This is a genomic window from Mycolicibacterium tokaiense, from assembly GCF_010725885.1.
Classification (GTDB): Bacteria; Actinomycetota; Actinomycetes; order Mycobacteriales; family Mycobacteriaceae; genus Mycobacterium; species Mycobacterium tokaiense.
In genome coordinates this window covers 1,935,504-1,957,946 of the sequence record NZ_AP022600.1, presented here as the reverse complement: position 1 = coordinate 1,957,946, position 22,443 = coordinate 1,935,504, and the positions used below count along the sequence as shown (strand labels likewise).

The 22,443-nt window shown below is 67.9% G+C and carries 25 protein-coding genes and 3 tRNA genes; 16 read left to right on the top strand and 12 right to left on the bottom strand.

All coding sequences use genetic code 11. The features are described 5' to 3' along the window. The first annotated feature begins 42 nt into the window (after positions 1–42). The 3 genes from G6N58_RS09335 to G6N58_RS09325 are packed head-to-tail and all read left to right on the top strand — an operon-like array spanning position 43 to position 2,974. Positions 43–1,041, top strand: coding sequence for a phosphotransferase family protein (locus G6N58_RS09335; RefSeq protein ID WP_115281618.1), 999 nt, complete (start codon positions 43–45; stop codon positions 1,039–1,041). After that, positions 1,038–2,216: an acyl-CoA dehydrogenase family protein gene (locus G6N58_RS09330; protein WP_115278924.1), complete on the top strand. Its 1,179-nt coding sequence runs from the start codon at positions 1,038–1,040 to the stop codon at positions 2,214–2,216. Before G6N58_RS09335 ends, G6N58_RS09330 begins: the two co-directional genes overlap by 4 nt. Beyond that, complete coding sequence (locus tag G6N58_RS09325; protein ID WP_115278925.1) at positions 2,213–2,974, top strand: SDR family NAD(P)-dependent oxidoreductase; 762 nt, start codon at positions 2,213–2,215, stop codon at positions 2,972–2,974. Before G6N58_RS09330 ends, G6N58_RS09325 begins: the two co-directional genes overlap by 4 nt. Before the next feature lie 4 nt (positions 2,975–2,978). On the opposite strand, the gene G6N58_RS09320 is transcribed toward G6N58_RS09325, so the two are convergent. Next, on the bottom strand, positions 2,979–3,620 hold the full coding sequence (locus G6N58_RS09320) for a GntR family transcriptional regulator (RefSeq protein ID WP_115278926.1): 642 nt from the start codon (positions 3,618–3,620) through the stop codon (positions 2,979–2,981). A 62-nt stretch (positions 3,621–3,682) separates the two neighbouring features. Here G6N58_RS09320 and G6N58_RS09315 point away from each other — a divergent pair, with 62 nt between their 5' ends. After that, the gene (locus G6N58_RS09315; RefSeq protein ID WP_068914476.1) at positions 3,683–4,690 is read left to right on the top strand and encodes a 1-aminocyclopropane-1-carboxylate deaminase; all 1,008 of its coding nucleotides are present in this window, start codon (positions 3,683–3,685) and stop codon (positions 4,688–4,690) included. A 21-nt stretch (positions 4,691–4,711) separates the two neighbouring features. After that, complete coding sequence (locus G6N58_RS09310; protein WP_115278927.1) at positions 4,712–5,320, top strand: AAA family ATPase; 609 nt, start codon at positions 4,712–4,714, stop codon at positions 5,318–5,320. A 1-nt stretch (position 5,321) separates the two neighbouring features. Here G6N58_RS09310 and G6N58_RS09305 read toward each other — a convergent pair whose 3' ends face one another. The 3 genes from G6N58_RS09305 to G6N58_RS09295 all read right to left on the bottom strand — a co-directional run bounded on the left by G6N58_RS09305 (position 5,322) and on the right by G6N58_RS09295 (position 7,221). Continuing rightward, entirely contained in the window at positions 5,322–6,926 is a 1,605-nt protein-coding gene (locus tag G6N58_RS09305; protein ID WP_115278928.1) for an Ig-like domain-containing protein, read from the bottom strand. Positions 6,927–7,030: 104 nt separating this feature from the next. Continuing rightward, positions 7,031–7,106 (bottom strand) — tRNA-Arg (locus G6N58_RS09300). 23 nt (positions 7,107–7,129) lie between these two features. Further along, positions 7,130–7,221: transfer RNA gene (locus tag G6N58_RS09295), tRNA-Ser, on the bottom strand. 88 nt (positions 7,222–7,309) lie between these two features. Between G6N58_RS09295 and hisC the strand changes: the two genes are divergently transcribed. Next, entirely contained in the window at positions 7,310–8,359 is a 1,050-nt protein-coding gene (hisC, locus tag G6N58_RS09290; protein ID WP_115278929.1) for a histidinol-phosphate transaminase, read from the top strand. Here the strand turns inward: hisC and G6N58_RS09285 are convergent. After that, entirely contained in the window at positions 8,356–8,934 is a 579-nt protein-coding gene (locus G6N58_RS09285; protein ID WP_068914473.1) for a TIGR03086 family metal-binding protein, read from the bottom strand. The two genes, hisC and G6N58_RS09285, sit on opposite strands and share 4 nt — an antisense overlap. A gap of 46 nt (positions 8,935–8,980) precedes the next feature. Between G6N58_RS09285 and G6N58_RS09280 the strand changes: the two genes are divergently transcribed. Beyond that, positions 8,981–9,271: a hypothetical protein gene (locus G6N58_RS09280; protein ID WP_115278930.1), complete on the top strand. Its 291-nt coding sequence runs from the start codon at positions 8,981–8,983 to the stop codon at positions 9,269–9,271. Between the two features lie 35 nt (positions 9,272–9,306). Continuing rightward, the gene (locus tag G6N58_RS09275; protein WP_068914471.1) at positions 9,307–10,131 is read left to right on the top strand and encodes a crotonase/enoyl-CoA hydratase family protein; all 825 of its coding nucleotides are present in this window, start codon (positions 9,307–9,309) and stop codon (positions 10,129–10,131) included. A 40-nt stretch (positions 10,132–10,171) separates the two neighbouring features. On the opposite strand, the gene G6N58_RS09270 is transcribed toward G6N58_RS09275, so the two are convergent. Together G6N58_RS09270 and G6N58_RS09265 are read right to left on the bottom strand one after the other, a co-directional pair. Continuing rightward, positions 10,172–10,258 (bottom strand) — tRNA-Ser (locus G6N58_RS09270). Between the two features lie 18 nt (positions 10,259–10,276). Further along, on the bottom strand, positions 10,277–10,789 hold the full coding sequence (locus G6N58_RS09265; protein ID WP_115281619.1) for a MarR family winged helix-turn-helix transcriptional regulator: 513 nt from the start codon (positions 10,787–10,789) through the stop codon (positions 10,277–10,279). A 65-nt stretch (positions 10,790–10,854) separates the two neighbouring features. Here G6N58_RS09265 and G6N58_RS09260 point away from each other — a divergent pair, with 65 nt between their 5' ends. Then, complete coding sequence (locus tag G6N58_RS09260; protein WP_115278931.1) at positions 10,855–11,832, top strand: NAD(P)H-quinone oxidoreductase; 978 nt, start codon at positions 10,855–10,857, stop codon at positions 11,830–11,832. Here the strand turns inward: G6N58_RS09260 and G6N58_RS09255 are convergent. Then, positions 11,829–13,025, bottom strand: a complete 1,197-nt coding sequence (locus G6N58_RS09255; RefSeq protein WP_068914468.1) for a cysteine desulfurase-like protein — start codon at positions 13,023–13,025, stop codon at positions 11,829–11,831. The genes G6N58_RS09260 and G6N58_RS09255 overlap by 4 nt on opposite strands. Positions 13,026–13,325: 300 nt before the next feature. Between G6N58_RS09255 and G6N58_RS09250 the strand changes: the two genes are divergently transcribed. Genes G6N58_RS09250 through wzm form a run of 4 tightly spaced genes read left to right on the top strand, consistent with a single transcriptional unit; the run spans position 13,326 to position 16,385 of the window. After that, positions 13,326–13,853, top strand: a complete 528-nt coding sequence (locus G6N58_RS09250; RefSeq protein ID WP_068914467.1) for a bacterial proteasome activator family protein — start codon at positions 13,326–13,328, stop codon at positions 13,851–13,853. An 8-nt stretch (positions 13,854–13,861) separates the two neighbouring features. Beyond that, positions 13,862–14,671, top strand: coding sequence for a galactan export ABC transporter ATP-binding subunit Wzt/RfbE (gene wzt, locus G6N58_RS09245; RefSeq protein ID WP_068914466.1), 810 nt, complete (start codon positions 13,862–13,864; stop codon positions 14,669–14,671). After that, entirely contained in the window at positions 14,668–15,558 is an 891-nt protein-coding gene (gene glfT1, locus G6N58_RS09240; protein ID WP_115278932.1) for a galactofuranosyltransferase GlfT1, read from the top strand. The genes wzt and glfT1 overlap by 4 nt, the downstream gene beginning before the upstream one ends. Next, positions 15,555–16,385 carry a galactan export ABC transporter permease subunit Wzm/RfbD gene (gene wzm / locus G6N58_RS09235; RefSeq protein ID WP_115278933.1) on the top strand — a complete coding sequence of 277 codons (831 nt, stop codon included), beginning with the start codon at positions 15,555–15,557 and terminating at the stop codon, positions 16,383–16,385. The genes glfT1 and wzm overlap by 4 nt, the downstream gene beginning before the upstream one ends. A 5-nt stretch (positions 16,386–16,390) precedes the next feature. Here wzm and G6N58_RS09230 read toward each other — a convergent pair whose 3' ends face one another. After that, positions 16,391–18,244 (bottom strand): HNH endonuclease signature motif containing protein, encoded by a 1,854-nt coding sequence (locus G6N58_RS09230; protein ID WP_163908041.1) that lies wholly within the window; start codon positions 18,242–18,244, stop codon positions 16,391–16,393. 140 nt (positions 18,245–18,384) lie between these two features. On the opposite strand from G6N58_RS09230, the gene G6N58_RS09225 reads away from it, so the two are divergent. Next, positions 18,385–18,954: a hypothetical protein gene (locus tag G6N58_RS09225; RefSeq protein ID WP_115278935.1), complete on the top strand. Its 570-nt coding sequence runs from the start codon at positions 18,385–18,387 to the stop codon at positions 18,952–18,954. Positions 18,955–18,956: 2 nt separating this feature from the next. On the opposite strand, the gene G6N58_RS09220 is transcribed toward G6N58_RS09225, so the two are convergent. Together G6N58_RS09220 and G6N58_RS09215 are read right to left on the bottom strand one after the other, a co-directional pair. Continuing rightward, positions 18,957–19,364 (bottom strand): pyridoxamine 5'-phosphate oxidase family protein, encoded by a 408-nt coding sequence (locus tag G6N58_RS09220; RefSeq protein ID WP_068914461.1) that lies wholly within the window; start codon positions 19,362–19,364, stop codon positions 18,957–18,959. Positions 19,365–19,431: 67 nt separating this feature from the next. Further along, entirely contained in the window at positions 19,432–19,905 is a 474-nt protein-coding gene (locus G6N58_RS09215) for a carboxymuconolactone decarboxylase family protein (protein WP_115278936.1), read from the bottom strand. Positions 19,906–19,954: 49 nt separating this feature from the next. On the opposite strand from G6N58_RS09215, the gene pdxR reads away from it, so the two are divergent. Beyond that, positions 19,955–21,376 carry a MocR-like pyridoxine biosynthesis transcription factor PdxR gene (pdxR, locus tag G6N58_RS09210; RefSeq protein WP_115278937.1) on the top strand — a complete coding sequence of 474 codons (1,422 nt, stop codon included), beginning with the start codon at positions 19,955–19,957 and terminating at the stop codon, positions 21,374–21,376. On the opposite strand, the gene G6N58_RS09205 is transcribed toward pdxR, so the two are convergent. Then, complete coding sequence (locus G6N58_RS09205) at positions 21,368–21,991, bottom strand: HD domain-containing protein (RefSeq protein WP_068914458.1); 624 nt, start codon at positions 21,989–21,991, stop codon at positions 21,368–21,370. The genes pdxR and G6N58_RS09205 overlap by 9 nt on opposite strands. A gap of 54 nt (positions 21,992–22,045) precedes the next feature. Between G6N58_RS09205 and G6N58_RS09200 the strand changes: the two genes are divergently transcribed. Beyond that, entirely contained in the window at positions 22,046–22,441 is a 396-nt protein-coding gene (locus G6N58_RS09200; protein WP_115281620.1) for a GtrA family protein, read from the top strand. The last annotated feature ends 2 nt before the right edge of the window (positions 22,442–22,443 follow it).

Genomic DNA, 22,443 nt, shown 5'->3' with positions numbered 1-22,443 from the left:
AGGTTCGCGACTGTGGAAGCCCCCGAAGCGCTGGGCCCGTGGATGACCGAACACGGGCTGGGCGACGGCCCGCTGACCGCCGTCACGCCCATCACCGGCGGCACCCAGAACGTGATGCTGCGTTTCGAGCGCTCCGGGCGCCCATATGTGTTTCGGCGCGGCCCGCTGCACCTGCGACCGGTCAGCAACAAGGTGATCCTGCGCGAGACCACGGTGCTACAGGCGCTGGCCGACACCGACGTCCCCCACCCCCGCCTGATCGCCGTGTGCGATGACACCTCCGTACTCGGGGACGCGGTGTTCTACCTGATGGAGCCCGTCGACGGCTTCAATGCCGGTGCCGCGCTGCCGGATCTGCACGCCGGCGACCCGCAGATCCGCTACCGGATGGGCCTGTCCATGGCCGACGCGCTGGCCCGACTCGGCGCCGTGGACCACGTGGCGGTCGGACTGGCCGACTTCGGCAAACCGGACGGATTCCTGGAACGTCAGGTGCCCCGGTGGACCGCAGAACTGGAGTCCTACAGCAGCTTCGACAACTACCCCGGTGCGCAGATCCCCGGCTTCGCCGAGGTGTCGACCTGGCTGCAGACACACCTGCCCACGCACTGGACGCCGGGCATCATGCACGGCGACTACCACTCGGCCAATGTGATGTTCTCGCCCACCGGGCCGGACGTGGTGGCCATCGTCGACTGGGAGATGTGCACCATCGGCGACCCACTGCTCGATCTCGGCTGGATGATGGCCACCTGGCACCTACCCGGCGAGAGCGAGGTGCTGGAGCACGCACTGATGAAGGCCGGCGGACTGGCCACCCCCGCCGAGATCGTGGAGTACTACGGCCGCAACAGTTCCCGCGACCTGTCGAACATCACCTGGTATGCGGCCATGGCGTGCTTCAAGCTCGGTGTCATCCTGGAAGGCACCCACGCCCGCGCGTGTGCCGGCAAGGCCCCCAAGGAGATCGGCGATCTGCTGCACACCGCGACCCTGCGGTTGTTCGACCGCGCACAGACATTCATGGAGGGCGGATTGTGATCGACTTCGAGATCCCCGACGAACTGGCGGCCCTGCGCGACAAGGTGCGCGCCTTTGTGGCCGACAAGGTCGTGCCGTACGAGACCGACCCCCGCGTCACCCGGCACGGACCCAACGAGGATCTGCGCACCGAGTTGGTGGGCCTGGCCCGCGACGCGGGTCTGCTCACCTTCCAGGCGCCCCGCCGACTCGGCGGCCGTGAGCCCTCCCATGTAGAGCAGGCCGTGCTCTTCGAGGCGGCGGGCTGGTCGACGCTCGGTCCGGTGGCACTCAACTGCGCTGCTCCCGATGAGGGCAACATGTTCCTGCTGTCGAAGATCGCCGACCCCGCCCAGACCGAGGAGTTCCTGGTGCCGGTGGTCGAGGGGCGACAGCGATCGGTGTTCGCGATGACCGAACCCGAGGGTGCCGGGTCCGACCCCAATCAGCTTGCCACCGAAGCGATCTTCGACGGCACCGACTACGTGATCAACGGCCGCAAGTGGCTGATCACCGGTGCACGCGGTGCACGGACCTGGATCATCATGGCCCGGGTGGCCCCCAACTCCTCCGGCGCCGACGGCCCCACGTTGTTCCTCTGCGACGGCGACACCCCGGGTATCGAGATCGAACGCATCATGGACACCATGGACCGCAACTACGTCGAGGGCCACGGCGTGGTGGTGTTCAACGATCTGCGGCTGCCCGCCTCGGCGGTGCTCGGTGAGATCGGTCAGGCGTTCCGCTACGCCCAGCTGCGGCTGGCGCCCGCCCGGCTGACCCACTGCATGCGCTGGCTCGGCGCCGCGTCCCGCGCCCACGCCATCGCCGTCGAACATGCCCGCACCCGAACGGCTTTCGGTAAGCCGCTGGGTGAGCACCAGGGTGTGGGCTTCATGATCGCCGACAACGAGATCGCACTGCAGCAGTGCCGGCTGGCGATCTGGTGGGCCTGCTGGACCCTGGACCAGGGCGCCAAGGGCAGGCACGAGTCGTCGATGGTGAAGTCGATGGTCTCCGAGGAACTGTTCAAGGTCGCCGACCGGTGTGTCCAGATCCTGGGCGGCATCGGCATTTCCGACGAAACCCCGGTGGGGGCCATTTTCTCCGACATCCGCGCCTTCCGGCTCTACGACGGGCCCACCGAGGTGCACAAGTACGCGATCGCCCGGCAAGCACTGAGGAGTCCGTCATGACCATTCTCGACACGTTTCGGCTCGACGATGCGGTGGTCATCGTCACCGGCGCATCCTCCGGACTCGGCGTGGCCTTCGCGCAGGCGTTCGCCGAAGCCGGCGCCGACGTCGCCCTCGGCGCCCGACGCGTCGAAAGACTCTCCGACACAGCGGCTCTGGTGACATCTGCCGGCCGCCGCGCGATCACCGTCGGCACCGATGTCTCCGATCCCGATGCCTGCCAGGCGCTGGTGGACGCCACCATGGAGGCGTTCGGGCGGGTCGACGTGCTGATCAACAACGCAGGGATCGGCACCGCTGTCCCCGCCACCCGGGAGACCCCGGACGAGTTCCGCAAGGTGGTCGACGTCAACCTCGACGGCTCGTACTGGATGGCGCAGGCGTGCGCCCGGGTGATGCAGCCGGGCAGTTCGGTGATCAACATCGCCAGCGTCCTGGGCATCACCACCGCTGGGTTGCCGCAGGCCGCCTACGCCGCGTCGAAGGCGGCCGTCATCGGCCTGACCCGCGATCTGGCCCAACAGTGGGGCTCCCGCAAGGGGATTCGGGTCAACGCCCTGGCCCCCGGATTCTTCAAGACCGAGATGACCGACGAGTACAAGCCCGGTTATCTGGACACCCAGATGGCGCGTGTGGTGCTCGGCCGCACCGGCGACCCCGCCGAGTTGGCCGCCAGTGCGGTGTGGTTGGCATCGCGAGCCGGCGGCTACGTCACCGGCCAGACCATCACCGTCGACGGCGGCTTCACCATCACCTGAGGCGTCATTCAGGCTGCAGCGTCATCCAGTTCAGCCGCGCCGCGCGGCCGGCGCCCTCGGCGTCACCCGCCTCCGCCAGAGTGATGATCTCGGAATGCTGGTCCACCGACGAGCGCCCGACCAACGCGGAGAAACGCGCCCGTTCCATCCGGCGCAATACCGGCATGTACTGGTCCAGCACCGCGGCGACCGCGGCGTTGGCACACAGATCCACTGCCACAGCGTGGAACTCGTCGTCAGCGGCGATCGCTGCGTCCACATCCTGAGCGCGCAGCGCGAGGCTGAATCGGTCATTGGCCAGACGCATGGCCTCGATGTGCTCGTCCGTCATAGCCGGAACCGCGTCGCGCACGGCCAGCTCCTGCATGGCTGCCACCACCGACTGCGCGTCCTGCAGCGCCCGGATGTCCAGCGGGCTGACCATGGTGTAGCGACCGGGGCGGGTCTGCACCAGCCCGGCAGCCTCCAGCCGGGCCAGTGCTTCCCGGATCGGAGTGCGGCTGACGCCCAGCCAGGCGCTGAGTTCGGTGTCGATCAGCTTTTCTTCGGGCTCCAGCGTGCCGTCGACGATGGCCGCCCGGATGGCGTTGAACGCGTCATCACGGAGCAGCTGCCGCTTGGGCGCGGTCTTCTGGGGTACCGGCATACAGCATTTCTGCCTTTCACAGGGGATTTTGTCAAACAGGATAGTGCGATATATTGCATTTCATGGCACTCTCCGATTTCCCACGATACCCACTGACCTTCGGGCCCAGCCCCGTGCACCCGCTGGAGCGGCTGACCCGGCACCTCGGCGGGGCGCAGATCTGGGCCAAACGGGAAGACTGCAACTCCGGCTTGGCATACGGGGGCAACAAGACCCGCAAACTGGAGTACATCGTCCCCGACGCGCTGGCCCAGGGCGCCGACACCCTGGTCTCCATCGGCGGCTACCAGAGCAACCACACCCGCCAGGTGGCCGCGGTGGCCGCCAAGCTGGGCCTCAAGGCGCGGTTGGTACAGGAGAAGTGGGTGGACTGGGACGATCCCGTCAACGACCGGGTGGGCAACATCCTGCTCTCCCGCATCATGGGCGCCGATGTCCGGTTGGACCCCGCCGGCTTCGACATCGGCATCCGCTCCTCCTGGGAAGAGGCCCTGCGCGAAGTCGAGGAGGCCGGGGGCAAGCCGTACCCGATCCCCGCCGGCGCCTCCGAACATCCCCTCGGCGGCCTGGGTTTTGCCAACTGGGCCTATGAGGTGGCGCAGCAGGAGGCCGAACTCGGCGTCTTCTTCGACACCATCGTCGTCTGCACCGTCACCGGCTCCACCCACGCCGGCATGATCGCCGGGTTCGCCGGGCAGGATCGGCCGCGGCGGGTGCTCGGCATCGATGCCTCCGCCACCCTCGACAAAACGCGGGCCCAGGTGGAGCGCATCGCGCGGCACACCGCGTCGCTCATCGGTCTGGAGCGGGAGCTGCGCGACGACGAGATCACCGTGCTCGAGGGCTGGGCCGGCGACCTCTACGGCATCCCGGTGCAGTCCACGCTGGACGCGATCACGCTGACCGGGCGGCTGGAAGGCATGATCATCGACCCGGTGTACGAGGGCAAGTCGATGGCCGGGCTGATCGATCTGGTGAAAGACGGCACCATCTCCCGGGATTCGACGGTCCTGTACGCACATCTGGGTGGCCAGCCCGCGCTCAACGCCTACTCGGGAGTGTTCTCCTAGATCATCGGTACCGTCGAGACCGTGTTGATCTGGATCAATGGGGCCTTCGGCGCGGGCAAGACCCACACTGCCCACGAACTGCACCGTCGCCTCCCGGGCAGCCACGTCGCCGATCCCGAGCTGATCGGGTTCGCGATGCACAAGATGCTCCCGGCGGCGGCGCGGGACGATTTCCAGGACCTGCCGGGGTGGCGCGCGGCGGTGGTGGCAACGCTGCGTGCTACCGAGCAGGCGGCCGACGGGCCGGTGATCGTGCCGATGACGATCGTGCGCGCCGACTATTTCGACGAGATCGTCGGCGCCCTGCGCACCGAAGTGGACCTGCGGCACGTCACGCTGGTGGCCTCTCCGGCGACGCTGCAGGCCCGCCTCGGGACGCGCCTCGAGGCACTCGGCAGCCGGGTGTTCGGCGGCGACGGCACCTGGGCCATGCGGCAGATCGACCGCTGCGTCACCGAACTGGCCGACCCCCGGTTCGCCACCCACGTGCCCACCGACGACCGGACACTGGACCAGGTAGTGGAGGCCGTTGCCGACGACGTCGGACTGAAGCTGGGTCGACCGCGGCTGTCGCCCATGCGTTTTCAGCTACACCGGCTCTCGGTGGCAGCCCGGCACATCCGGGTGTGACCTAGGCTGCCGGGCGGGTGATGACCACATAACCGAGGTCGCGCAGGATCCCGACCATCACCGGGCTGAGCACGCGGGCGCCGGGCCCGCGGTCTACTCCGGCGTTCATCACCTCGTCCAGGTCGTCACTGACATGCGCAACATTGCTCGCCGTCCACGGACCCCGGACATACAACGGAATCGGTGATCCCTGCGCTGCAACAGCATTGGGTCCCGTGAAGTACAGGCCACCGTTGCCGCCGGTGAGATTCGGGTCCAGCGCCGAATTCCAGGTGAGGTCGGCGCCGACGGCCCGGGTTCCCGCGCTGTCCGAGATGAAGCTGTCGTACACGGTCCAGTACCTGCCGGTGTTGGCGCCCGCTGCCTGCACCATGGTTAGGAGCCCGAACGAATGCATGAGTTCGTGGATCACGACCGTGGTGAAGTCGAGTTCGTCGGGTGCGACCGTGGCGCCGATGGCCCAGGGGTAGGCGAAGTTCCAGTTGATGACGCCGTCCGCCGCAGCACCATTGGGGTCGACTCCGGTGCGCAGCTTGCTCTGCACCCACGTCTCCAGGAAGTCGTCGTCAGGCACGGTCAGTCCGCTGCTCGCGCTGGCCAGGACGCCGGTGCCGGCCGACTCCCAGCCGGTGACCTCGTAGTCCAAGCGCACCCGCTTGCGCACCACGAAGTTGTCCGCGAAGTGCACTGCCGCGGAGGTCAGCGCGGCTCGGCGGTCAGCGGTCCAGTGCTCGGCGCCGGTGGTGTAGGAGAAGTCGAAGGTGACGGCCCCCTGGTTCACCAGCACCGATGACCGGGTGCCCGGTGCCCAGAAGACGTCCAGAAGGTTGATGTGCGAGCCGGTGTCGTCGGCGACGATGACGAACGTGTCGACTCCGTCGAAGCCGACCCCCGGTGTGTACGTCCAGGCGCCGTCGGCGCCGAGGACCACACTGCCCGCCGCCGGGCGTGCACCGAGCCGGTAAACCACCCGGTCACCCTCGGGGTCCACCGCCTCGACACGGCCGGTGATCACCTCGCCGGCGGCCCCACCGAGCATCACCTGGCCGCCGACCTCCGGCGCCTCGTTGAACAGCGACCGGCGTACCGGCGTCGGCAGTCCGGCCACCAGGGAGCGCACCAGGTTCTCGACCGGGTCGCGCCGGGGCGCCGGCGCCTGCACCGTCGCCCACGGCCGCTCGGAGCCGGACACCGCCGCGGGCGCAGCCTCGACGGGTGGGGAGTCTTCCTCTGCGACGTCGGTGTCGTCCTCGGCCTCGACGGACTCGTCCGCGTCGACAACGGCCGGTGCCTCGGGCTCCTCGTCACGGTCACGGTCACGATCGCTGGACTCAGCTTCGACGTCGTCCTCGTCGGTTTCCCGTTCCTCGGCGTCAGAAGGCGCCGAGGTGTCCGATGCGCCGGACTCCGACTCCGACTCCGACTCCGACTCGGATGGCTCCGACTTCGCGGGGCTGGATTCGGTATGGGTGGCGCTGGCGGCCGATGGGCTCTCGGTGTCCGCGGCCGCGAAGCCCGCGACGCCCACCCCCAGCAACGCCGCGCCCAAACCGGCCGAGGCGGCGCCCAACTGCAGCCAGCGGTGATGACCGGTCCGACGCGCCACGCTGTTGACCCCTCCGCCAATTTCAGGAGAGCTCAAGATAGCGCACCGGAAACGCCGGAACAGCTAACTGATTGATGCCCGGCGAGCCGCCGGAGAAAGATGCGTGGTGCGCCCGAAGGGATTCGAACCCCTAACCTTCTGATCCGTAGTCAGATGCTCTATCCGTTGAGCTACGGGCGCTGGGTACTACCTATTCAGTTATGTGGCGGAGGCGAGAGGATTTGAACCTCCGGTCCGCTTTAAGACGGACAACTCATTAGCAGTGAGTCCCATTCGGCCGCTCTGGCACGCCTCCTTGAACGTCCTTGGAGATTACCGGACCGTCTTGGTAGCACCGGAACCGCCGAGGGAGAAGCGTACAGGTACTCACATATGCTGACCAAATGACCGCCCGACTGCGCCCGTTGATGGCCGATCTTCCGGCGTACACACCGGGCAAAACCGTGCCCGGCGCCATCAAGCTGGCCAGCAACGAGACTGTTGACGGGCCGCTGCCGAGCGTGCGAAAGGCCATCGAGAACGCCGCTGACACCCTGAACCGCTACCCCGACAACGGATACGTCGAGCTGAGAGAACACCTGGCCAAACACGTCGGGTTCGCGCCCGAGAACATCGCGGCCGGCTGCGGTTCGGTGAGCCTGTGCCAGCAGTTGATTCAAATCACCGCGACGGTGGGCGACGAGGTGATGTTCGGCTGGCGCGCATTCGAGGTGTACCCGTTGCAGGTGCGGGTGGCCGGCGCCACCCCGGTGCAGGTTCCGCTCAAAGATCACACCCACGACCTCGACGCGATGCTGGCCGCCGTCACCGACCGCACCCGGTTGATCTTCGTCTGCAATCCGAACAACCCGACGTCGACGGTGGTGGATCCGGACCAGCTCGCCGCGTTCGTCGAGGCGGTGCCCAGCGACATCCTGATCGCAATCGACGAGGCCTACGTGGAGTACATCCGCGACGGCCTGGTGCCCGACAGCCTGGGCCTGGTGCGCAACCACCCGAACGTGGTTGTGCTGCGGACCTTCTCGAAGGCCTACGGGCTGGCCGGCGCACGGGTGGGCTACGCGGTGGGCGACCCGGACATCATCACCGCGCTGGGCAAGGTCTACGTGCCGTTCACCGCGACCAGCCTCAGCCAGGCCGCGGCCATCGCCTCGATCCAGGCAGCCGACGAACTGATGGCCCGCACCGATGCCGTGGTGGCCGAGCGAGCCCGGGTGAGTGCCGCGCTCCGCGACGCGGGATATGAGCTCCCGGAGTCGCAGGCCAATTTTGTGTGGCTGCCGCTGGGGCCCCAACGCACCGCCGACTTCGTCGAGCAGGCCGCCAACGCCCGGGTGCTGGTGCGCCCCTACGGCACCGACGGCGTGCGGGTCACCATCGGTGCGCCGCACGAGAACGACGTCTTTCTCGACTTCGCCCGCGGCTGGATCTAGGGTTTCCGCCCGGTGAAGGCCAGCAGCTTCGCGAAATCGGACGCGTCGTCGCCGACCTGGACCGGCTGGTCGAAGCCGACAGCCGAACGGCCCTCCGGGGTGATGATGTCCCGCGCGGCGTCGAGCACATAGCCCGCCAGGGTGTCGGGCACCTCGAGGTCGCGGCCGGCGGCGCGCGCGTAGTCCCACCCGTGCACCAGGAACTCCAGCGCCAGGATGTTGACCGCGGAGCGGGCCGGGAACGCCCCGGGGCCCAGGTCCACCGTTCCCTCGAGGCCCCGCCGGTGCCAGGCGTCGAGCGCAGGGCGGGCCGCCATGACGAGCCGGCGGTCCACCGCATCGTCCGGGGAGTCCTGCGGGAACTCGGCCCCGGCCGCGCCGCCGAGGGTGGTGATGGAGGACATCAGGTGGTCGGTGAGCGCGGCGACGTCGAATTCCGAGCACGGTGTCGAACGTGACATGTCGTCCCGGGCGAGTGGACGGACCGCGTCGTGCAGCACGGTGAGCGTGGCTTCGGCGCACGCCAGTTCATCGACGGGCGGGGTGAACGTCTGCGTGTACGTGGGATCGGCCATGGTGTCACGTTATGCCCGCTCCCCGACAGGCACTAGCGTCGAACCGATGAAGCGGTTCCTGCTCGCGCTGCTGGCCGCGGTCGCTGTCCTCACGGGCTGCGCCACCACCGTCGACGGCGTGGTGGCCCAGACCACCGAACCGGTGCGGGTGGACGGCATGACCTGCGCCGAGTTCGCCGATCTCAGTGAGAAGGACCGCCGGGCCGTCATCGACGAGATCCTGGCCGACGAGAACGTCCAGCAGCCGGTGTTCGTCTTCGGGCTCGCGCAGGTGATCTGCCAGGCCATCCCCGAAGCGGATCTCAAAGAGGTTCTGCTCGGATTCGCCGGACCCTGATCCGCAGCGCCCAACCAACCAGTTAGCCTGGCGGAATGGGTGAGGTGTACGAATCGCTGTCGGTCGACATCACCGACCACGTGGCGCAGGTGACGCTGCTGGGGCCGGGCAAGGGCAACGCCATGGGCCCGGCCTTCTGGAACGAGTTGCCCGTGGTGTTCCGCGCGCTGGATGCCGACCCGCAGGTGCGGGCCATCGTGCTGACGGGTTCGGGCAGGAACTTCAGTTACGGGCTGGACCTGGCCGCGATGGGTGACACGTTGGGCCCCATGATGGCCGACGGCGCCCTGGCGCGGCCCCGCGCCGACTTCCACGCGCGACTGAAGACCATGCAGGACTCCATCACCGCGGTGGCCGACTGCCGCACCCCCACCATCGCTTCGGTGCACGGGTGGTGCATCGGCGGGGGCGTGGACCTGATCAGCGCCGTGGACATTCGCTATGCCAGCGCCGACGCCAAGTTCTCGGTGCGCGAGGTCAAGCTGGCGATCGTGGCCGATGTCGGGAGCCTGGCCCGGCTGCCGCGGATCCTGTCCGACGGCCACCTGCGGGAACTGGCGTTGACGGGCAAGGACATCACCGCCGCCCGCGCCGAGAAGATCGGTCTGGTCAACGACGTGTACGACGACGCCGACGCCGCACTGGCCGCCGCCCGCGCCACTGCGGCCGAGATCGCCGGCAATCCCCCACTGGTGGTCCAGGGCATCAAGGACGTGCTCGACGAGCAGCGCACCGCCGACGTCGCTGCCAGCCTGCGCTACGTGGCGGCCTGGAATTCGGCGTTCCTGCCGTCGAAGGACCTGACCGAGGGCATCTCCGCGATGTTCGCCAAGCGGCCACCGGAGTTCACCGGCGAATAGCAGCCGATGCAGCACAACGCTTTTCGACCGGGCCGAAGAGCGGTGGCGGAGGGATTTGAACCCCCGGACGGTGTTAGCCGTCTCTCGCTTTCAAGGCGAGTGCATTAGGCCGCTCTGCCACGCCACCGCCGACAAGCGTAGCGGCTCAGGCCCGGCCGAATTTCCCCGGACGGTCGACGTGTTTGAGCGCAGTGCTGATGCGGCGGCAGTTCTCGCCCATCGCGGCCATCTGCGGACGCGAGAGCTGGCCCAGGAAGTGCGTGCGCACCCCGTTGCAATAGGTGACCATCGCCTCGCGGACCACCCGCCTGCCCTCGTCGGTGATGGCGGCCAGCACCCCGCGGCCGTCGTCGGGACTGGCCATGCGCCGCACCAGCCCCTGCTTCTCCAGCCGCCGGATCTGCCGTGTCACTCGACTGGGCAAGGACAGCAGCGCCTGGGCCAGGTCGCCCATGCGGGCGGAGCCGCTGGGCGAGCGGTCCAGGATGTCCAACAGGCGCACGTCACTGAGCGTCAGCTGGTGTGAATCCGTGAGCCCCCGGTTCAACGCGGCGTACATCCGAAGCGCCGAGTCGAGGAAGTGTTGCCACGCCCTCTCTTCCGCGATGTCGAGCCCTGGCATATCGCTTGCGGTACGCCCGGCAATCATCCCCTCCATCAGCTGATGGTAAGCGATATCGCCCGCCCAGGTAGCCCGAACTTCCAGGTAGTAGGTTGACAAATATGCGTGCCGTTGTCGTGGAACCGTCCGGTGAGCTGACCTGGGGAGAGGTGCCCGATGTGGCACCTGATCACGGGGAGATCCTGATCAAGGTCACTTGCGCGGGCGTCAACCGCGCTGACCTGCTGCAGGTCGCGGGCAAGTATCCGCCGCCACCGGGTGCGAGCCCGGTTCTCGGCCTCGAGGTGTCCGGCACCGTGGTGGGGCTGGGTGACTCGACCACGGGCTGGCAAATCGGGCAAGAAGTCTGCGCTTTGCTGTCCGGAGGTGGATACGCGGAGTACGTTGCAGTGCCCCGCGGTCAGGTGCTCCCCCTGCCGCGTGGGATCGGACTGCAGGAAGCCGCCGCGCTACCGGAAGTGGCCTGCACGGTGTGGTCCAACCTGGTGATGACCGCGAACCTGTCCGCCGGCCAGTGGGTGCTCATCCACGGGGGCGCCAGCGGGATCGGCACCCACGCCATCCAGGTGGCGCGAGCCCTGGGCGCCCACGTCGCCGTCACCGCCGGGTCCCCCGAGAAACTACAGCTGTGCCGGGATCTGGGCGCCGAACTGACCATCAACTACCGCGACGAGGACTTCGTCAGCCGGGTCAAGGAGGCCAGTGGCGGCGAGGGCGCGGACGTGATCCTCGACATCATGGGGGCGTCCTACCTGAGCCGCAACGTCGATGCGCTGGCCCTCGACGGGCAGTTGATCGTGATCGGCATGCAGGGCGGGGTCAAGGGCGAGCTGAACCTGGGCGCGCTGATCACCAAGCGGGCCAGGGTGATCGGGACTTCCCTGCGCGGGCGACACATCGGCGGCGCCACCGGGAAGAGCCCCATCGTGGCGGCCGTCGCAGAGTCGGTGTGGCCGATGATCGCCGACGAGCAGGTGCGTCCCATCATCGGTGCCACGGTGCCGATTGCGGAAGCCGGGCGGGCGCACCGGCTCCTGGAGTCCGGCGAGGTGACCGGGAAGGTGTTGCTGGCGGTTTAACCGAGGCTGGCCAGCGCACGGACCAACTGGTCCACCTCGTACATCGTCGAGTAGTGCGCCAGACCCACGGTGACAGCTCCGCCGACGTCGTTGACCCCGATGACGTCGAGCACGCGGGAGTTGGCATTGGGAATGGCCAGCACACCGTTGTCGGCCAAGCGCTGCACCACCCGCTCGGCGGGTACGTTCTGCACCGCAAAGCTGACCACTGGAATGCGGTCCTCGGGAGCGCCCAAGACCATCACCAGCGGCAGCGAGCGCAGCGACGTCAACAGGTAGTCGTAAATCCGGTCCAGGTAGGCGGACGCGGATTGCATTGACACGGCCAGTCTTTCGCGCCGGCTGCCAGTGGCCGACTCGTCCAGACCGGCCAGGTACTCGATGCTGGCCACCACACCGCCGAGCAGGCCGTACTGGTGCACCCCCATCTCCAGGCGGGCCGGGCCCGTCGCGTACGGATTCATCGACACCGAGCCGAATGTGTCGATCAGGGCGGGATCACGGAACACCAGCGCACCGATCGGGGGGCCACCCCAGCCGACGGCGTTGAGCGCCACCACGTCGACGTCGGATTCCTGGATGTCGACCAGGCGATACGGGGCGGCCGCCGTGTGGTCGACCACCACCAGCCCACCGATCTCGTGGGCGAGCTTGCTCACCGGGTGCAGATCCACGACGCTGCCCAACGTCGCCGATGCCGACGCGATGGCCACCAGCCGAGTGGGCTTGGTGATCAGGCCTTCCCACTGCCACTCGGGCAGCTCACCGGTCTCGATGTCGACCTCGGCCCACTTGACCTTCGCGCCGTAACGATTGGCGGCGCGCAGCCAGGGCGAGATGTTGGCCTCGTCATCAAGCCGGGTGACCACCACCTCGTACCCCAGACCCGCTCGGGACGACGACGCATCCGCCAGGGACGTCAGCAGCACCGCGCGATCGGCGCCCAGCACCACACCCTCGGGGTCGCCGTTGACGAGATCTGCGACCGCCTGCCTGGCGGCGTCGTGCAGGGCGGCGCTGCGGCGGGCCGAGGGATGCGGACCGGCCGCGCTGGCCATCGAGGTACGAAATGCCGTGGACACCGTGGTGGACACCGAATCGGGGACCAACATTCCGGACTGGGCGTCGAAGTGGACCCAGCCGTCGCCCAAAGATGGATGCAAACCACGCACCCGGGCGACGTCAAATGCCATGCGAGCCACCTTAGAAGGTCGTCAGAAGTTCTGGGTATCGGTCCGGTGGTAGACGGGCGGCGCTCACCCGCACCGCCGCTGACCGAACCGGGTCACCTCGCGAGCAATACTAGTCCAGTGTCCTCGCACTGCGGAGCGCTAACTGGATGAAGATTGCCAACAGGTCATCTGTGGTGCAAGTGTGCCTTTTCCGATTTGCTGACAGCGCGATGCTGCTAGCCGGCAGATGCGCGTGCGACGGTCGCAGCACGGCGGTGTGGGTGCCACGGACTAGTGTCGCTACACAACAGCGGCAGACCAATGGCGCAAAGGAACAGTGACGACGTGAGCACGGACGACGACAACATCGAGATCATCGGGGTGGACCCCGGCCTGGCTGGAACCGACGAGGACAAGTCGGTTACCGATCTGGTGCAACAGCCGGCCAAGGTCATGCGGATCGGCACCATGATCAAGCAACTGCTCGAAGAGGTGAAGGCCGCTCCGCTGGACGATGCCAGCCGCAACCGGCTCCGCGAGATTCACAAGACCTCCATCGCCGAACTCGAGGAGGGGCTGGCCCCCGAGCTGCGCGACGAGCTCGAGCGCTTGGCGCTGCCCTTCGGCGACGACGCCGTGCCGTCGGACGCCGAGCTGCGAATCGCCCAAGCCCAGCTGGTGGGTTGGTTGGAAGGCCTGTTCCACGGCATCCAGACCGCACTGTTCGCCCAGCAGATGGCCGCCCGGGCACAACTGGAGCAGATGCGCCAGGGTGCGTTGCCGCCCGGTGTGGCCGTACCCGGCCAGCAACGCGGTGGACAGCACCCCGGCACCGGGCAATACCTGTAGCCACCGCCGTGAGTTCACCCACTCGACCACACATCGAGACCCGTGACGCCTGGGTCGAGTTCCCGATCTTCGATGCCAAGTCCCGGTCGCTGAAGAAGGCGTTTCTCGGCAAGGCCGGCGGGACCATCGGACGTAACGACTCCAACGTCGTCGTCATCGAGGCGCTGCGCGACATCACGCTGTCGCTGGAGATGGGCGACCGCGTGGGTTTGGTCGGCCACAACGGAGCCGGGAAGTCCACGCTGTTGCGTCTGCTGTCCGGGATCTACGAACCCACCCGCGGCTCGGCCACGGTGCGCGGCCGGGTGGCGCCGGTGTTCGACCTCGGGGTCGGGATGGACCCGGAGATCTCCGGGTTCGAGAACATCATCATTCGCGGCTTGTTCCTGGGACAGACCCGTAAGCAGATGCTGGCCAAAGTCGATGAGATCGCCGACTTCACCGAGCTCGGCGAGTACCTGTCCATGCCGCTGCGCACCTACTCCACCGGTATGCGGGTGCGCCTCGCAATGGGCGTGGTGACCAGCATCGACCCTGAGATCCTGCTGCTGGATGAGGGCATCGGTGCGGTGGACGCCGAGTTCCTCAAGAAAGCGCAGACTCGGTTGGCCGCCCTGGTGGAGCGGTCCGGGATCCTGGTGTTCGCCAGTCACTCCAACGAGTTCCTGGCACGGCTGTGCAAAACCGCGATGTGGATCGACCACGGCACCATTCGGATGTCCGGCGGGATCGAGGAGGTGGTGGGCGCCTACGAAGGCCCCGACGCCGCCAGGCACGTGCGCGAAGTCCTCGAAGAAAACGCCCGGGATCGAACGTGACCGACACGGTGTACGCCGTGGTGGTCACCCATCGTCGTCCCGAGCAGTTGGCGACATCGCTGGGCGTGCTGACCACCCAGAGCCGGTTGCCGGACCACCTGATCGTCGTCGACAACGACGACGACGACGCGGTGCGGCAGCTGGTCGAGGGGCAACCGGTGCCCACCACCTACCTGGGATCACGCCGAAACCTGGGCGGGGCAGGCGGTTTCGCACTCGGCATGTTGCACGCATTGGCTGGCGGTGCCGACTGGATCTGGCTGGCCGACGACGACGGCCGGCCCCTTGGTCCCGACGTGCTGGCCACACTGATGGCCTGCGCCCACAAACACGGGCTGGGCGAGGTGTCGCCGATGGTGTGCGACCTCGACGACCCGAGCCGGTTGGCCTTTCCCCTGCGCCGCGGGCTGGTCTGGCGGCGCCGGGTCGAGGAGCTGCGGACCGACGGCGGCGATCTGCTGCCGGGCATCGCCTCACTGTTCAACGGCGCGCTGTTCCGGGCCGCCACCCTGGAAGCTGTTGGAGTGCCGGATCTTCGATTGTTTGTTCGCGGCGACGAGGTGGAGCTGCACCGGCGACTGGTGCGCTCCGGCGTGCCGTTCGGCACCTGCCTGGAAGCGGTGTACGTCCACCCCCAGGGCGGCGACGAGTTCAAACCGATTCTCGGTGGACGGATGCACACGCAGTTCCCCGATGACGCCACCAAGAGGTTCTTCACCTACCGCAACCGCGGCTACCTGCTGTCGCAGCCCGGCTTGCGCAAGCTGATACCGCAGGAGTGGGTGCGGTTCGGCTGGTTCTTCCTGGTCTCCCGGCGCGACCCCGCCGGGCTGCGGGAATGGATCAGATTGCGGCGGTTGGGCAGACGGGAAAGGTTCGGGCGATGACGTTCGTCGACGCGGCGGCGCAATCCAAGACGTTCTATCGGGCGCGACGCGACCTGGTGGACGGGTTCGGTAAGCGCGAGCTGTGGCTGCACCTGGGCTGGCAGGACATCAAACAGCGCTACCGGCGCAGCGTGCTGGGCCCCATCTGGATCACCATCGCCACCGGCACCATGGCTGTGGCGCTCGGCGGGCTGTATTCCAAGCTGTTCAATCTCGAACTGGCGGTGCACCTTCCGTATGTGACGCTGGGCCTGATCATCTGGAACCTGATCAACGCCGCGATCCTCGAAGGGGCGGACGTCTTCGTGGCGAACGAGGGGCTGATCAAACAGCTCCCGACGCCGCTGTCGGTGCACGTCTACCGATTGGTGTGGCGGCAGGTCCTGCTGTTCGCGCACAACATCATCATCTTCGTGATCATCGCGATCATCTTCCCGCAGCCCTGGACCTGGACCGATCTGATGTTCATCCCGGCACTGGCGCTGATCGTGCTCAACTGCATCTGGGTGGCGCTGTGTTTCGGCATTCTGGCCACTCGCTATCGCGACATCAGCCCGCTGCTGTTCAGCCTGGTGCAGTTGCTGTTCTACATGACGCCGATCATCTGGAACGACCAGACACTGCGCGATCAAGGCGCGGGCGGCTGGGCCAAGATCATCGAGTTCAATCCTCTGTTGCACTACGTCGACATCGTGCGCGCACCTCTGCTGGGTGCTGACCAGCAGCTGCACCACTGGGTGGTGGTCATCGTGTTGACCATCGTCGGCTGGACGGTCACCGCGTTCGCGATGCGGCAGTACCGGGCGCGGGTCCCCTACTGGGTCTGACCCGGTCATCGGAACGGCGACCGGACCGGTGGGCCGTGGTCGAGGGCGCGGAGTAGTGCGTTGTGTTCGCGTTCGGTGGTGATGCGTTGTGCGCGATCCTGTTGGCGGGTGCGTTGGCGGGTGGGCATGGGTGCGGTGGGTGTGGTGGTGCGGCGTCGTGTGTTGGGGTGGATGAACGGCATGGTGCTGGTGGTGAAGTCCCAGTTCGGAAACAGGATGCGGCTGCGGGGTTCGGTGAGGTAGGAGTGGCCGGTGGGGGCGGTCCAGTAGATGTCGCCGTTGGGCAGTTGTTCGTCGGTCCAGGTGCCGGCGGTGGTGGGGAAGGTTTTGGCGAGGTGGTGTTCGCGGCAGAGGAGTTTGCCGTTGGAGGGGTGGGTGTGGCCGTGGTCGGCGTGGGCGATGGTGTGGTCGATGTCGAGTTTTTCGGCGGTGCGGGTGCAGCCGGGGAAGCTGCAGCGTAGGTCGCGGAGCTTGATGAAGCGGCGCAGTTGGTCGGAGAACTGGTAGTGCGGTTCGGGCTCAGCTGCGGGTGGGGGTAGCAGTTCGATGGTGGCGCCGGTGCGGATGAGTTCGGCGAGCAGCAGGGTGGGGATGATGTGTCCGCCGGTGCTGACTGCCGGTGGGCAGGTGAGGGCGGCAGGCGAATCCGCGGTGCCAAGGTGACGGGCGTCGGGGGTTTCGGGGGTCGCGGGGTCTGACGCGTCGCCGTCGCTCTCGGCGGTGTCGGGGGTGGCGGCGGTGCCGTTGTCTGGGTGATCCGGTGGCGGGGGTGGTGGTGTGCCGGGTCCGGGTGCGGCCCACGGGGGATCCTCGCCGTCGTTGTCGCCGTCATCGCTGTTGTCGACAGGTGGGGTGAGGTAGACGTGGTATCCCGTCTCGGGTGGCGGCGGGGTGTCGTGGCTGTCGCCGTTGCCGTTGCCGTTGTCGGGAGTAGCGGCGTCTGCGTCGCGGGCGATTGCTTCGAGGTCGACCGTCGGAGCGTCCGGGTCGCTGTTGTGGTGGAAGTGTTGGGCGGCGGCGACTTCGGCCAGGGCGGCATCCAGGGTGCCGGCCTCGGCGAGGATGTGCACCACGATCGACGTCACCTTCGACGGAATGCTCGCGGCGAGGCAGTCGGGGTTGCCGCACTGGCAGACCAGGCGGTCGTGGCCGCGGAACACCGCCCCGAAGCCGGCGTGGCGCAGTTCACCTTTGGTGCGAGGGTCATGCTGGCACACCGTGGCGGCCATGGCGTCGAGCACGCGGGCGGCCAGTTCGGCGTCGGTGGCCAGGATCCGGCCGAACACCGAGGCGGTGCCGGTGACGTCGTCGGGTTTGCCGAACTGCACATCCAGGCTTTTGGTGGCGTCGCGGTAGCGGCGGACGGCGTCGGGGTCGTGCTCTTCGATGATCGCATCGACCGCCAACTCGACGTCGTTATCCGAGTAGGTGGTGTACAGGGCGGCACGGTTGGCGATCTCGGCGTCGATGACAGGTTGGGCGGTGGGGGTGACCAGCTCGGTGCGGTAGACGATGCTGGCAGCCACGCGGGGGTCGATCATCCCGCGTTCCAACAATTCCGCGACTTTGGGTAGCCGCAGGGTCAGGGCTTCGGCTATGCGCAGCTGCCCCGAGGCTCGCCGGGGACTCAGGCCCATGGCGGCGGCGACTTCATCTCGGGCTCCGGACCAGGGGTCATAGACCCAGAGTTTCTCTTCGTCGGCGGCCTCGGCTTCCCGCGCGGCCACGAGTTTGGCGGTGAACGCCCAGACGCGGGCGGTGCTGGTGGCCACCGCGATGTGGTACTCCCGGATGGCAGAGACCAGCTCCATGGGGGTCAATTCCCCGCAGGTCGCCGGATCCGGAAGTTCTTCGAACATACGTGCGATTATGCCAGCGGGGTGTGACATTGAGGCAGGGGCCGGCTCCTGAGACAGAGTCATCCCGCCGTCGCCGAAAGACGCCGAGATGGTCACCTCAGCGCCACCGGGAATTGGGGTACGGACCGTTCAATGGGCGCATGGGCGAGACCGACGAAGCGGAGTTCCAGGACGAGGACGAACGCGACACCGTGCTGGTGCGAGGGTTCCTCGAGCGTCAGCTGATCGCGTGCAGGACGTTGAGCGCGCAACTCACCGACGCGGCCACCGACGTCACCGCCGCGCTGGTCGAGTCGCCCGCCGCCGTCATCCACGCGCTGCGGGACGGGACCACGCTGCCGAGTGCGTTCGGCCTGACCGGCGACGCCCTGGCCGACGCCGCGATCGAAGGCGGCAGCCGCATCCGGGCCGCGGTGGGCTCATACGTCAACACGCAGTCGGCCCTGCCGGACGCAGTGATCGTGAGCACCGCCGAACTCGCCGGCTCGGCGATCCGGGCGCAGGGCGCCGTCGCGGCATCGGCTTTCGACGCCGCGTTCCTGGTCGCGTCCACCGCCGCCCGGGGTGAGGACGTGCGCGAGGTGTTCGACGAGGAATGGCACGGCGTGCTGGCCACCGTGTCGTCGGTCCGCGGCCAGGTCGAAGACACCGTCAGCGCCGCCCGGCACCGAGTGCGCAGCGCGTTGCCGCCGGCACTCCACGCGGGCTGACGTCAGTCCGGCTCAGGCCCGAAAACGAAACGCCTGCCGGTGATGTCACCCGGCGTCACGCGGACGAACCGGAGCTTTTGCGTGGCGGTCCACGGATACAGACCGGCCTGCTCGGCGTCGGCGATGTCGTCGGCGGCGAACAGCACCTTGGCGGTGCCCCGCACGATCACGCTCCAGCCCTCGGCCACAGTGTGATCGTCGGCCTCGAACAACACCTGGTCATTGGTCACCGCGCCGAAGAGCTTGGTGCCCTCGGCGGTGCGGAACAGGATGGTGCGGCGCTGCACCACGAAGTTCACCGGGAAGATCTCGGGCCAGCCCTCGATGACGGTCACCAGCCTGCCCAGGTGCACACCCGAGATCAGGTTCCAGCTGGTCTCGTCGTCGAGCGCGGTCACCGCATCATCCATGCCGCCATCTTCGCCCACCAGCCCTGCGACCGGAAGGGCCGCGGGGCTTCTCAGGTGAGGCCGAAGGTCAGTGCCGGTGCGGCGGCGCCACCCGGGTGCTGACGCTGATCCGGTTCCAGGCGTTGATGACGGTGACCATGGCGATCACCTGACCGAGCTCTGCGTCGGTGAAAACCGATGCGGCCCTGGCATACACCGCGTCCGAGACGTGCGCGCCGCGGGTCAGGTCGGTCATCTCCTCGGTGAGCGCCAGCGCCGCCTGCTCCTTTTCGGTGTAGAGGTCACCGGCTTCCTCCCACGCCGAGAGCAGATAGATGCGCTGCTCGGTTTCGCCGTTCTTGCGGGCGTCGTGGCTGTGCATGTCGAGGCAGAACGCGCAGTGGTTGAGCTGGGAGGCGCGAATCTTGATCAACTCGGCCAGCCGCGGATCGATGCCCTTCTGCGCTGCCGCCGAAATGGTCATCATCGCTTCGAAGAATTCGGGTGCGACGCGGTTGAGGGTGATGCGGTGTTGTTTCTCGGTCTCCAGTACCTGTGTCATGCCTCGACTCTAGGACCGAAAAAGCCCGCGATGGTGGTTCAATTCATACATGGATTCGTGGGCCAATTCGCGAGACCTCCACCTGAACCTGACCCTCACACCGGGTGCCCGGGGAGTGCGCGACCAACTGCTGGGTGCGCTGCGCGAGTCGGTGCGCTCGGGGCGACTCTCGGCCGGCACAGCGCTGCCCCCGTCCCGCACACTGGCTGCTGACCTGGGCGTCGCACGCAACACCGTCGCCGATGTCTACGCCGAACTGGTGGCCGAAGGCTGGCTGGCGTCCAGGCAGGGCGCGGGCACCTGGGTGCTGGACTCGCCGCACCGGGGAGCGCCGCAACCGGCCCGCCCCCGCGGAGCGTTGCCACCGCCGCGGCACAACCTGATGCCGGGCTCCGGGGACGTCGCCCAGTTCCCCCGGGCGGCCTGGCTGGCCTCGACCCGACGCGCTCTGGCGGCCGCCCCCACCGAGGCGTTGCGGATGGGCGACCCGCGGGGACGTCTCGAACTGCGCGAAGCGCTCGCCGGCTACCTGGCCCGCGCCCGCGGGGTACGCGTCACCCCGGACTCGGTGGTGATCACCGCGGGCACCCGGCACTCGGTGGAGATCCTGGCGCGGATGTTCGGCCCCGAGCGCGCGATCGCCGTGGAAGCGTACGGACTGTTCATCTTTCGTGACTGCATCGCCGCGATGGGCGGCACCACGGTGCCCATCGGTTTCGACGACCTCGGTGCGGCGGTCGCCGACCTGAACGCCGTCGACACCCCTGCTGCGCTGGTGACGCCGGCACACCACTACCCGCATGGGGTGCCACTGCACCCGAGCCGACGCACCGCCATCGTGGAGTGGGCCGGGCGCACCGAAAGTCTGGTGCTGGAAGACGATTACGACGGCGAGTTCCGATACGACCGGCAACCGGTGGGTGCGCTGCAGAGCCTGGACCCGCAGCGGGTGGTCTACCTCGGGTCGACGAGCAAGAGCCTGACCCCGGTACTGCGCCTGGGCTGGATGGTGGCACCCACCGCCCTGGTGGACGAGGTGGTGGCCGCGGCGGGCGGTCAGCAGTTCTACGTCGACGGCATCACCCAGCTGACGATGGCCGACTTCATCGTTGCGGGCAACTACGACAAGCACATCCGGCGGATGCGCGCCATCTACCGGCGTCGCCGCGACGCGCTGGTGCGCCGTCTCGCCCCGCTGGCACCCGCGGTGACCGTCACCGGTTTGTCGGCCGGGCTGCACCTGCTGCTGATGTTGCCCGACGGTGCGGAACCAGAGGTGCTGCGGCGCGCCGGCGCGGCAGGCGTGGGTATCGCGGGCCTGTCCCGGCTACGACATCCGTTGGCGGACAACAACATTATCCGCCCGGACGGCGTCGTGGTGAACTTCGGAACCCCGGGGGAACACGCCTTCCCGCACGCGGTGGAGGCGTTGGCAACCGTCCTCGAGCAGACCGTGGTCCGCTCAGCGTAGCGTCGCGAGCTCGGCGTTCATATTGGCCACCGCCTTGGCCTCCCAGTCCCGCCGGCCCAGCGGGGTGCGATAGAGACCGGGCCCGGCCAGCAGCGACTCGATGATGCGCGTGCGACCGGCGCGGAAGTCGGCATCGGAGACGTGGCCGTACTCCTGGCGAATCAGCGCCGAGTTGCGCTGGTACAGCTCCGCGGGCAGGGCCAGGCCGGCCAGGTCGGCGTCGGAGAGCGCCTCGCCGTTGGTGTCGCCGGCCGCGGGGTCGTGCTCGATGGTCAACCGGACCAGCCGCCCCACCTCGGCCACCAGCTCAGCGTCCACCCCGAGGGCCGTCAGATCGGCCTCGGCCAACTGGGCGCTGAGCTCCTCGTCGTCGGAGCGGCCGTCGTACACCGCATCGTGATACCAGGCAGCCAACCGCACTGCGTCGAGATCGGTGGCGTGATCTCCGAGCGCCTCGACCGACGCCAGGATGTCCCGCAGGTGCGACAGCCCGTGGTACCGGCGGTGCGGCTCCGACCAGCGGGCCAGCAGCGCCTTGCCGGCAGCGGCGGCGGCATCGCTGTGACTCGTGTGCCGCGCCAGCAGCGCGTCCCACACCTCGAGCAGATCCTGCACGCAGCCATTGTTGCAGCCCCACCCGCTAGGCTTCCCGCGATGGCCGAGCCCCCTATGCCGCCCAACCTGAGCCTCGGCACCCAGGTGTGGCGATTCCTCGTCACCGGCGGGCTGTCCGCCGTGGTGGACTTCGGTCTCTACCTGCTGTTCCTGCAGCTGGGGTGGCACGTGAACGTGGCCAAGACCGTGAGCTTCATCGCCGGAACCACCACGGCATACCTGATCAACCGGCGCTGGACATTCCAGGCCACCCCCAGCCGGGCCCGCTTCATCGCGGTGATGGTGCTCTACGCCCTCACCTATGCCGTGCAGGTCGGGATCAACTACCTCTTCTACACCGGATGGGACGACAAGCCCTGGCGGGTGCCGGTGGCGTTCGTCATCGCCCAGGGCACGGCGACCGTCATCAACTTCGTGGTGCAGCGCGCGGTGATCTTCCGGCTGAGGTAAGG